Consider the following 11,106-nt stretch of genomic DNA (forward strand, 5'->3'; position numbering starts at 1 on the left):
GCTCCTGCGTGGTTTCTTTTTATCTATTTTTTACTCATTAAAATGTTTTTCAATCATATCGAGTGTTTTTGAGCTTTGATAAAAAGGAGCTAAAAGCGCTTGAAGTAATGGTTCTAAAATACCGTGTTCATTAAAGGCATCCATAACCTTCGGATAAAAACGTAAAGCTTCTGTTTGTAAGTCGCTTTCGGTTAATCCAATCTCACTTAATACTTCAAATAAACTCTGATCTTTATAAAAGTCATAAAAAACTTCGACACCATACAAAATCAGATCTTGCATAAATTGCGATTGGCGTAATTCTTTCCAGTATTCGTAAATTAAAACAAAGAACTCTTCTACATCGAGAGGAGTGAGCTGTTTCATAAATTCATACATTTTTTTATGTCTAATATCTTCCCAAACATGACGTACTAGACTTTCTAAATCTTCACTCGATAAAAGACTTAATTCTGTAAGTTGCTCATGAATAAAACTGGCAATCCAAGTTTCAAGTTTATGCTCGAGGCGTTGTTGTTGTAAAAAAGAGAATTTTTTGAGCTTATGTTGCCATTCAAAATGGTAGTCATCTACTCTAGATGCAGTTAGAAGTTTTGGTAATTTTTGTTCTAGAGTCGAGGTTGCAATATATTGGCAAAGCTGTTGTACAGAAGGGCTAGTTCTTAAAAACTGATTAAGATAATGAGGAATATGTTCCATTTCTAAAAATTTAGAAAGCCACATTTCAAATTGGTGGTCAGAGACCAAGTCTTGTAACTGAATTGGAGACTTCATAGCAGATAAATAAATACGCTGCGCGATTTCCCCAATAAACTCAAGTAAACCAGCACCTAGCTGCATTTCAAAAGCATAGCGTTTCACAACGGCTTGTAGTTGCTCTAAATCAACAACTTCATGTAGCTTGATTTCGTCAGCATGTTGCATAAACAACTGAATGAACTGCTGGAAATAAATAGGTGAGTTTTCTATAGATAATTGTTTTTTGAAAAATTCCACCTGCTCAAGCAAAAGTGCTTGAGCAAGTGCTGTAGTTTTTGATGAGTTTTTCTGCTCAGTCATTCGCTGTCCAACCGTTGACAATCGGATAACGTCGTTCGCGACTAAATGCACGAGAGGTAATTCTCGGGCCAATCGCACCTTGACGACGTTTGTACTCATTACGATCAACTAAACGGATGACTTTTTCAACAACTTCTTTATCAAAACCTTTGGCAATAATGTCGGCCTGACCTAAATCTTCTTCAATGTATGCGTAAAGGATGGCATCCAATACATCATATGCTGGTAAAGAGTCTTGGTCTTTTTGATCTGGGCGAAGTTCTGCTGAAGGTGGGCGGGTAATCACACGCTCAGGAATCACAGGGGTTTCGCTTAAGCTGTTACGGTATTTTGCTAATTCAAATACAATAGTTTTATAAACATCTTTTAGAACCGCAAAGCCACCAACCATATCGCCATAAAGCGTACAGTAGCCAACTGAAAGTTCAGATTTATTCCCTGTAGCAAGGACTAAATTACCAAACTTGTTTGATAAACCCATAAGCAATGTGCCACGAGCACGCGCTTGTAAATTTTCTTCAGTTGCATCAGCTGGTGAATTACCAAAGAAAGGATACAGCGTTTGCATGAAGCTATTTACGATTGAGTGAATTTCAGCAATACCGAAAGTCACACCCATACGGCGAGCTTGTTCAGCCGCATCTTCTACACTAATTTGAGAAGTGTAAGTATAAGGCATCATTACAGCTTGCACTTTTTCTGCACCGATTGCATCCACAGCAATCGCAAGTGTAAGGGCAGAGTCGATACCACCAGAAAGACCCAGAATCACACCTGGGAAGCCTGAGCGCTCTACATAGTCACGAGTTGCCATGACTAAACCTTGATAGATTTCTGCAAATGTTTCTAATGCAGGAGCAGATTCAGTGACTTTATATAACTTTGTATCACGGTCAAATTCAGCAATATAAATATCTTCTTTAAAGCTCGGTGCTTGTAAAGCAATCTCACCATTTTGATTACTGACAAAACTTGTACCATCAAAAATTAAATCGTCTTGTCCGCCCACTTGGTTAACGTAAACAATATTTAGATGAAGTTGTTTTGCAAGTTCACTTAAGGTCTGTATACGGTGTTGTGGTTTGCCGACTTCATATGGTGATGAGTTGAGTACAAGAACTGTATCAACATTTAATTGGCTCAACTGTTTAACCGTATTAATTGACCAGATATCTTCACAGATTAATACACCAAACTTATGTCCAAGATATTCAAACACCAAATGCTGATGCCCTTTTTGGAAATAACGTTTTTCATCAAAGACGCCATAGTTTGGTAAATTATGTTTGTTAAAAACACCCAAAACCTGACCGTCTTTCATGACAGCAGCAGAATTATAACGTTGACCATCTTCTGTCTGGTTTACGAACCCGAAAACCATAACAATATCTTTAACTTCGGCAAGTTGTGCAAAAGCCTTTTGCATACGTTTATTTAAGTTTGGACGTAACAATAGATCTTCAGCTGGATAACCAATAACAGAAAGCTCGGGAAAAATAATCAGGTCAGCGTCTTGTTTTTTCGCCTGATTTACTTGCTCAATCATCTTTTGGGTGTTTGAGTCAATATTGCCAATATGCGGAGAAAACTGAGCAAGGGCAACTTTAAAACTTTTCATTCAAACCTAATCCTAGATCATAACGAATATAGATACACACGGTGTTGATTTTTATGGATATAATTTTTCAACGATGTGTATGATACGATAGTAAACAATTAAAATAGTAAACAAAAATGTCAAGATCAATAATATATACCAATCCCATATTTTCTGCGTAAAAATAACGAGATTTTCTGTATAGAATAGAAACAGGCTTCATTATTTTTATTGTTTGTATACTGCCTTATCACAAGCTAATTTGGAATAAGTCTGTTCTATTTTTTTCAATAATTTGAATTGAATAAGCCCACTTTTATAGTTTAGATAAGTATTTCTGATTTATAAGAATTCTTATTTACATTACGCAAAAAATGTTACGTTCACAGCGAGATTGATTATTTAGTTACAAATGAAGTTGAGGTGAACAGATAATATTTGGGATTTTCCCAGAGCAAATGTCGCGTGCAATTTCGCCTTGCTGTTCAATATTATACGTACTAAATGCCTTGTCAGGGTGGTAGGTATATTTGTAGGGATTGTAACTTTTAAAGCTGAGGTAATAGGCTGATTGTAATAAAGCACCTTTAAATAGTACATGAATGCCTTTTTGATATTGCATGACGTGGGTGAGTTCGTGAATAAAAATACCCTGCATAAACTTAGACTCTAGAGCGTAATTTTCGCTGTAATCAGCAGGATTGACATAAATATTCCCATTTGGGGCCATGAAAATACCGCAACTTTGCCAAGGGAGGTAGCGCGTAGCAATAATTTTAGGCCGTTCACAATCGAGCATGTCGCCGAAAACCATTTGTGCCAATAATTTTTCTTGAGCAGACAAATGTCTAATCGGATAGTTTTTTAAGTGACGGAAAATAAAAAGTATAAGAAGAATAAATTGTGTATGGATTAAGCGTTTAAGGGCACTAAAAGTTAGCATAGCTTTGCCATTAAATGAGTTCATCTATTTGTTTAGCATAGTATAGATCATGTGTTATTAAATAAAGAGCCGTGGCTATTCATTAGTTTATAGTTCTGTTTTCATAAAACTTTAAATGAATTTCATAATTTTATTATTGTGAATATAAGACTTCTTAGATAAGAAAAGTAAAAGCCCCAGTTAGAACTGAGGCTTTACAACAACTAAAATCACAACAGCAAATAAAATTAAGGTTGGCATTTCATTAAAGAAGCGCCAAAACTTATGTGATTTATAGTGAGCATTTCCGATGAGCTTTTTACGATAATAGCCACATACCAAATGATAAATCACTAATAAAGCCACTAATCCAACTTTGAGGTAAAACCAAGTCGCTTGATGGTAATGTCGAGTTGCATCACCCCACTCTACAAGGAAATGGGCGGTAATTAATGTAGCAATCATCGAAGGCCACATAATTCCACGATACAACTTGCGTTCCATTACCTCAAAGCGTTGATGACTTGCAGCATCTTCACTCATAGCATGATAAACATATAGACGTGGTAAGTAGAACAAAGCAGCGAACCAGCAAACCACGGCAATAATATGTAATGCTTTTACCCACAAAAAAGCATCAGAAGGTGCATCCATCGATAATCCTAGGTGGGATTATGCATCCCACTTCTTGAAAATAAGGCAAGCGTTAACACCGCCAAAGCCAAAACTGTTACTCATTACAGTATTCAATTTTGCATCACGTTTTTCAAGTACGATATCAAAAGGTTTTGCGCCTTCATCAAGTTCAGTCACGTTGATGTTTGGTGCAATAAAGTCATTTTGCATCATTAGCACTGAGTAAATAGCTTCTTGTACACCAGCTGCACCCAAGCTATGACCTGTCATAGATTTGGTTGAGCTAAGAGGAGGTACGTTACCTTCACCAAATGCACGTTCCATTGCTTTAAGTTCTGTAATGTCACCGGCTGGAGTAGAAGTACCATGTGTATTTACATAGTCAATTTTCTCTACGCCGTGTTGCTTAGCTTCTTCAAGTGCCATTAATACACAACGTGTAGCACCTTCACCACTTGGAGCAACCATGTCCGCGCCATCACTGTTCGCAGCATAACCTACTACTTCAGCTAAAATGTTCGCACCACGTGCTTGCGCATGCTCAAGTGATTCAAGTACTACGAAACCGCCACCGCCAGCAATAACGAAGCCGTCACGGTCTGCTGAATATGGGCGAGATGCTGTTTCTGGAGAGTCGTTATATTTCGAGCAAAGTGCGCCCATTGCATCAAACAATAAACTTTGAGACCAGTGATCTTCTTCACCGCCACCAGCAAGCATAAGGTCTTGTTTGCCAAGTTGAATTAAGTTGTACGCATAACCAATTGCATCTGCAGAAGTTGCGCAAGCACTTGTAATAGTATGTGAAATACCTTGTAGTTTAAATGCAACACCTACGTTTGCAGTAATGGTGTTTGACATGTTACGTGGTACGAAGAATGGACCCACTTTACGTGCGCCTTTAGTCTCTAATAATTCTGTCATTTCAACAACAGAAGCAGTTGAGCCACCACCTGAACCACCTGCAATACCATAACGTGGATTACCAGCAAGTTGTTCAGGAGTAAGGCCTGCATGTTCAACTGCAGCTACAGCAGCGTTGTATGCATACATCGCACATACGCCCATGAAGCGTTTTAATTTACGGTCGATATTATCAAAGTCTTGTTCTGCAGCAGCGCTGACATGACTTTTAAAATTGAGTTCAGCATAAGTTGGGTTAAAACGTGTCCCGGAGATTCCATTTTGAAGTGAATGAGTAACTGCTTCTAAAGAGTTACCGATACATGAGTTAATACCCATACCAGTGATTACAACACGTTTCATCTACAGGTCCCTTTATGGTGATATTTAAGAGTCTATCGTGTTCAACAGCTATGAAAATGAATAGGAGAATATAGCTGTAAGAAAACGGGACTCATGTTTTTCGTTGTTAACATGATAGCAGAAAGGATTTTTATTTCTTATGGCAAATCTTTATGACAATTTTACATTTAAAAAAAATAACCAAATACATAGTATGTTGCATTTAGGGTTAACTAAAATACACACATTCAAGTTGAGATAAATCCACATTCCACCTAGTATTTATCTCTAATTAGATAAATTAAAAAATCGAGGTACTTGATGACAAAATTTAATAATAATCAATCTGACAATTTGTTTTCTCAGGTCTTCGGAGTGGCTAAAAAGCTCAGTTCTACAGGATTGAGTATCTTGCAACAGAACCAATCAGGTGACGTCAGTAAGGTAATTGAACCAATCCCAACTGGAAAAACTGTTGAAGGTAGATCGAGAACAAAAAGCCCATTTGAAGTTGAGCAATATGAAAGTCCTCAACAAATGCTAAGAGAACATTTACCAAAAGTCACACGTCAGGTATTTGGTCGACATTTTAAAAAAGTAAATGGTGTTGCTACATTTCTTTCGCCAGATTGGGATGAAAAAATCTCAGGCCATTTATTTAATTGGTTAAATGACTTTAGTTCAAAAAGTACCTTAACTGAAAAAATCCTAGAAGAAGCCGGTGCTAAAGATTTATTTGAATTAACTAAAGATACAGGTCGTTCTCAACGTCTAAGTCAGGCGCTTATAGAACAAAACAAGCTCATTGCGACTGTACAAGGTGCAATTACAGGTGTATCAGGCGTTGTTGGTGCAGCTGTAGATATTCCAGTTTCATTGGTTTTGGTTTTAAGAACTATTTACCAGACAGGAAGGTCACATGGCTTTGATCTGCTGGAGGTAGCAGACCAAGATGTTGTTGAGTTTATTTTTAAAGAAGTTGACATTAGCCTGATTGCAGAGAAACAAACTCTCTTGTTGGCTTTAAAAACATTGCGAAATATGTTGGAAACTCAAGATATTCATCAATTTCAGCAAGTATTAGGTTCAACCACAGATATAGATACTTTAAAGAGCTGGCTAACAGATGAAGAAGGGGAGTTTAAATGGGAATGGTTAAATCGTATTCCTAAACTTTCAGCTTTTGGTAAGTTTACTCCAGTTGCAGGGGCTGTTTTAAGTGCAGTATATAGCTGGAAATTACAAGAAGATGTAGGACATAAAGCTCAGGCAATTTTTGGAGCTGCAAGACATTATTTAAACGAACATCCAAGTGAGCATTTATCTCCACTACAGGCTTATTATGCTGCGGTTACACTCATTCAAAAAGCAAGCCCAAGACTTTTAAATGTAGGCGAAGATGGCAATATTCATGCTGCTCATCATCATAAAGTAGAAAATCACGAGGTAATCTCGAAAGTATCTATTGTGTTAAAACCTACAGAAAGCGAAAAAAGTGAAGAGAAAGTTCAGGAAAATGTTCATAAGGGCTTAGAAAAACTTGCTGACAAACATGTGACAGAACATGAGCATACTGAACAAAAGCCTGCTCTAACACCAGAGGATGATGACGAGATATTAGAAGATAAAAAATACTCTTAACAATACGCTTACAAAGTGAAGGTTTAAAAAGTAAAAATAGCCTCTATTTAAATTTGTAAATCGTGCTGTCAAACATTGATATGGTCAACATTTGGTAAGTATTGCCGTGTTGACCATTTTTGCATCTTGGCTTACAATTATGTGCCCTTAAAAAGAGGTATTTTCTTTTTAAGGTTTTTTAATAACGGGAGAATTGCCATATGGCAACAACGAATCAGTTGATCCGTAAGGGTCGTACGACTTTGGTTGAAAAATCCAAAGTTCCTGCGTTGAAGGCTTGTCCACAACGTCGTGGTGTTTGTACACGTGTTTATACAACTACACCTAAAAAACCTAACTCAGCTATGCGTAAGGTTTGCCGTGTTCGCTTAACTTCAGGTTTTGAAGTATCTAGCTACATCGGTGGTGAAGGCCATAACTTACAAGAGCACAGTGTTGTTCTTATCCGTGGTGGTCGTGTTAAAGACTTACCGGGTGTACGTTACCATACCGTTCGTGGTTCATTAGACTGTGCTGGTGTTAAAGATCGTAATCAATCACGTTCTAAATACGGTACTAAGCGTCCTAAGAAGTAATTCTAGGAAACTAGTCGAATAAGCCCTTTAGCGTTTCGCTTGTTTGAATTCTTCATAGATTTGTAATTCAAGCGACGTATAGTAAGGCCAGCGTCGTGTACATGACACTTGTACAAACTGCTGGATCATCCTGAAGTGTCATATTATTAGGTGTATTAAAATGCCAAGACGTCGCGTAGTCGCTGCTCGTGAGATCCTTCCAGATCCAAAATTTAGCAGCCAAACAATCGCTAAATTCATGAACCACGTAATGCAAGATGGTAAAAAATCTATTGCAGAAAGTATCGTTTACGGTGCTTTAGAACGCGTTCAAGAAAAAAACAAAGTAGACCCAGTTGAATTTTTCGAGACTACTCTTGAAAAAGTTCGTCCTATGGTTGAAGTAAAAGCACGCCGTGTTGGTGGTGCTACTTATCAAGTACCTATGGAAGTGCGCCCATCCCGTCGTACTGCCTTAGCTATGCGTTGGTTAGTAGATGCTGCTGCTAAGCGTTCTGAAAAAACGATGGCTTTACGTCTTGCTGGTGAGTTGCTTGATGCAGCTGAAGGTAAAGGTGCAGCAATCAAAAAACGTGAAGATGTGCACCGTATGGCTGAAGCTAACAAAGCCTTCTCTCACTACCGTTTCTAAGCGGATAAAACAGGCCTTATTCAGGAGAATATTCATGCGTACAGCAGCTCGATTCAACATTGCTCTCTATCAAAGTGGGGGCTTTGCAGGTATTTAAGTTGCCTGTTTGGATATTCGCGCGCATCAATTTAATTGGTGCGTCCTGTTTTAAATATAACATTTAGGAATGTAGACATCATGGCTCGCCAAACCCCAATTACTCGTTACCGTAACATCGGGATTTCTGCGCACATTGACGCAGGTAAAACAACTACAACTGAACGTATTTTGTTCTACACAGGTGTATCTCACAAAATTGGTGAAGTACACGACGGTGCAGCAACAATGGACTGGATGGAACAAGAGCAAGAGCGTGGTATTACAATTACCTCTGCTGCTACGACTTGTTTCTGGTCTGGTATGGGTAACCAATTCGAACAACACCGTATCAACGTAATTGACACCCCGGGACACGTAGACTTCACAATCGAAGTTGAACGTTCTATGCGTGTTCTTGACGGTGCGTGCATGGTTTACTGTGCTGTAGGTGGTGTACAACCTCAGTCTGAAACTGTATGGCGTCAAGCGAACAAATATAAAGTGCCTCGTTTAGCATTCGTGAACAAGATGGACCGTACTGGTGCAAACTTCTTCCGTGCTGTTGAGCAAGTTAAAACTCGTTTAGGTGGTAATCCTGTTCCTATCGTTGTGCCAATTGGTGCTGAAGATACATTCCAGGGTGTTGTTGACCTTATCGAAATGAAAGCGATTATCTGGGATGAAGCATCTCAAGGTATGAAGTTTGAATATGCTGATATCCCAGCTGACCTAGTTGATACGTCTAACGAATGGCGTACAAAAATGGTTGAAGCTGCGGCTGAAGCTTCTGAAGAATTAATGGACAAGTACCTAGAAGAAGGTGATCTTTCTAAAGAAGACATCATCGCTGGTTTACGTGCTCGTACATTAGCTTCTGAAATTCAAGTAATGCTTTGTGGTTCTGCGTTCAAGAACAAAGGTGTTCAACGTATGTTGGATGCTGTAATTGAATTCTTACCATCACCTACAGAAGTTAAAGCGATCGAAGGTATCCTTGACGACAAAGACGAAACTAAAGCGTCTCGTGAAGCATCTGACGAAGCTCCGTTCTCTGCACTTGCGTTCAAAATCATGAACGACAAATTCGTAGGTAACTTAACATTCGTACGTGTTTACTCTGGTGTTCTTAAACAAGGTGATCCGGTTTATAACCCAGTTAAAGCTAAGCGTGAACGTATCGGTCGTATCGTGCAAATGCATGCGAACGAACGTCAAGATCTTGATGAAATCCGTGCAGGTGATATCGCAGCGTGTGTAGGTCTTAAAGACGTTACAACTGGTGATACATTATGTGATGAGAAAAACATCATTACTCTTGAGCGTATGGAATTCCCAGAGCCAGTAATTTCATTGGCTGTTGAACCAAAAACTAAAGCAGACCAAGAAAAAATGTCTATCGCTTTAGGTCGTTTGGCTAAAGAAGATCCATCGTTCCGTGTTCGTACAGACGAAGAATCTGGTCAGACAATTATTGCTGGTATGGGTGAACTTCACCTTGACATCATTGTTGACCGTATGAAGCGTGAATTCGGTGTTGAAGCTAACATTGGTAAACCAATGGTTGCTTACCGTGAAACGATCAAAAAGTCTGTTGAACAAGAAGGTAAGTTCGTACGTCAAACTGGTGGTAAAGGTAAGTTTGGTCACGTATATGTACGTCTTGAACCGCTTGATGTTGAAGAAGCTGGTAAAGAATACCAATTCGTTGAAGAAGTTGTTGGTGGTGTAGTACCTAAAGAATTCTTTGGCGCGGTTGACAAAGGTATTCAAGAACGTATGAAGAATGGTGTATTAGCTGGTTACCCTGTTGTTGGTATTAAAGCGACATTATTCGACGGTTCTTACCATGACGTCGACTCTGACGAATTATCGTTCAAAATGGCAGGTTCTTATGCCTTCCGTGATGGTTTCATGAAAGCGGATCCTATCCTTCTTGAACCTATCATGAAAGTTGAAGTAGAAACTCCAGAAGACTACATGGGCGATATCATGGGTGACTTAAACCGTCGTCGTGGTATGGTTCAAGGTATGGACGATCTTCCTGGTGGAACAAAAGCAATTCGTGCAGAAGTTCCTCTTGCTGAGATGTTTGGTTACGCGACTCAAATGCGTTCTATGTCTCAAGGTCGTGCGACTTACTCTATGGAATTTGCTAAATATGCTGAAACTCCACGTAACGTGGCTGAAGGCATCATCGCTAAATTCCAAGCTGGCGGTAAAAAAGGTGACGACGAGTAATCTTTCGATTACTATAAGCCCAAACTAATTTCTTAGTTAAAAACCAAGTGCTCATGGGGTGACCCTCCATGAGTAGTTTATAAAGGAAGATCATCATGGCTAAAGCCAAGTTTGAACGTAATAAGCCACACGTAAACGTGGGCACAATCGGTCACGTTGACCATGGTAAAACAACTTTAACTGCTGCGATTGCAACTATCTGTGCAAAAACTTACGGCGGTGAAGCGAAAGATTACTCACAAATCGACTCAGCACCTGAAGAAAAAGCACGTGGTATTACAATTAATACTTCACACGTAGAATACGATTCTCCAATTCGTCACTACGCGCACGTTGACTGCCCGGGCCACGCCGATTACGTTAAAAACATGATTACTGGTGCTGCTCAGATGGACGGCGCGATCCTTGTGTGTGCTGCGACTGACGGTCCAATGCCACAAACTCGTGAACACATCCTTCTTTCTCGTCAGGTTGGTGTACCTTA

General features: G+C 39.1%; 10 protein-coding genes. 5 read left to right on the top strand and 5 right to left on the bottom strand.

Annotated features, from left to right (window positions below; translation table 11 throughout):
• Nucleotides 1–30 precede the first annotated feature (30 nt).
• From J655_RS18615 to J655_RS18635, 5 genes are all read right to left on the bottom strand, one after another.
• Nucleotides 31–1,059 (bottom strand): hypothetical protein, encoded by a 1,029-nt coding sequence (locus tag J655_RS18615; protein WP_002120422.1) that lies wholly within the window; start codon nt 1,057–1,059, stop codon nt 31–33.
• Entirely contained in the window at nt 1,052–2,677 is a 1,626-nt protein-coding gene (locus tag J655_RS18620) for an NAD+ synthase (protein ID WP_005803179.1), read from the bottom strand. Before J655_RS18620 ends, J655_RS18615 begins: the two co-directional genes overlap by 8 nt.
• A gap of 385 nt (nt 2,678–3,062) precedes the next feature.
• Complete coding sequence (locus J655_RS18625) at nt 3,063–3,623, bottom strand: hypothetical protein (protein WP_032052760.1); 561 nt, start codon at nt 3,621–3,623, stop codon at nt 3,063–3,065.
• A gap of 156 nt (nt 3,624–3,779) precedes the next feature.
• The gene (gene hemJ / locus J655_RS18630; protein ID WP_002120291.1) at nt 3,780–4,232 is read right to left on the bottom strand and encodes a protoporphyrinogen oxidase HemJ; all 453 of its coding nucleotides are present in this window, start codon (nt 4,230–4,232) and stop codon (nt 3,780–3,782) included.
• Nucleotides 4,233–4,250: 18 nt separating this feature from the next.
• Nucleotides 4,251–5,480 (bottom strand): beta-ketoacyl synthase N-terminal-like domain-containing protein, encoded by a 1,230-nt coding sequence (locus tag J655_RS18635; RefSeq protein ID WP_002120440.1) that lies wholly within the window; start codon nt 5,478–5,480, stop codon nt 4,251–4,253.
• A gap of 300 nt (nt 5,481–5,780) precedes the next feature.
• On the opposite strand from J655_RS18635, the gene J655_RS18640 reads away from it, so the two are divergent.
• The 5 genes from J655_RS18640 to J655_RS18660 form a co-directional block, all read left to right on the top strand.
• Nucleotides 5,781–7,100: an EcsC family protein gene (locus J655_RS18640; protein ID WP_017399816.1), complete on the top strand. Its 1,320-nt coding sequence runs from the start codon at nt 5,781–5,783 to the stop codon at nt 7,098–7,100.
• 200 nt (nt 7,101–7,300) lie between these two features.
• Entirely contained in the window at nt 7,301–7,675 is a 375-nt protein-coding gene (gene rpsL / locus J655_RS18645; RefSeq protein WP_002050319.1) for a 30S ribosomal protein S12, read from the top strand.
• A 160-nt stretch (nt 7,676–7,835) separates the two neighbouring features.
• Nucleotides 7,836–8,306 carry a 30S ribosomal protein S7 gene (gene rpsG, locus J655_RS18650; protein ID WP_001138055.1) on the top strand — a complete coding sequence of 157 codons (471 nt, stop codon included), beginning with the start codon at nt 7,836–7,838 and terminating at the stop codon, nt 8,304–8,306.
• Nucleotides 8,307–8,483: 177 nt separating this feature from the next.
• Entirely contained in the window at nt 8,484–10,622 is a 2,139-nt protein-coding gene (gene fusA / locus J655_RS18655; protein ID WP_002120436.1) for an elongation factor G, read from the top strand.
• A gap of 95 nt (nt 10,623–10,717) precedes the next feature.
• The coding region (locus J655_RS18660; protein WP_032052761.1) for a GTP-binding protein at nt 10,718–11,106 on the top strand (389 nt) is incomplete at its 3' end.

It is taken from the genome of Acinetobacter sp. 1294243, assembly GCF_000588015.1.
Classification (GTDB): domain Bacteria; phylum Pseudomonadota; class Gammaproteobacteria; order Pseudomonadales; family Moraxellaceae; genus Acinetobacter; species Acinetobacter pittii.

Excerpts from the sequence above, each read along its gene's own strand:
- J655_RS18615 (WP_002120422.1), bottom strand. The coding sequence starts at position 1,059 with ATGACTGAGCAGAAAAACTCATCAAAAACTACAGCACTTGCTCAAGCA.
- J655_RS18620 (WP_005803179.1), bottom strand. The coding sequence starts at position 2,677 with ATGAAAAGTTTTAAAGTTGCCCTTGCTCAGTTTTCTCCGCATATTGGC.
- J655_RS18625 (WP_032052760.1), bottom strand. The coding sequence starts at position 3,623 with ATGAACTCATTTAATGGCAAAGCTATGCTAACTTTTAGTGCCCTTAAA.
- hemJ (WP_002120291.1), bottom strand. The coding sequence starts at position 4,232 with ATGGATGCACCTTCTGATGCTTTTTTGTGGGTAAAAGCATTACATATT.
- J655_RS18635 (WP_002120440.1), bottom strand. The coding sequence starts at position 5,480 with ATGAAACGTGTTGTAATCACTGGTATGGGTATTAACTCATGTATCGGT.
- J655_RS18640 (WP_017399816.1), top strand. The coding sequence starts at position 5,781 with ATGACAAAATTTAATAATAATCAATCTGACAATTTGTTTTCTCAGGTC.
- rpsL (WP_002050319.1), top strand. The coding sequence starts at position 7,301 with ATGGCAACAACGAATCAGTTGATCCGTAAGGGTCGTACGACTTTGGTT.
- rpsG (WP_001138055.1), top strand. The coding sequence starts at position 7,836 with ATGCCAAGACGTCGCGTAGTCGCTGCTCGTGAGATCCTTCCAGATCCA.
- fusA (WP_002120436.1), top strand. The coding sequence starts at position 8,484 with ATGGCTCGCCAAACCCCAATTACTCGTTACCGTAACATCGGGATTTCT.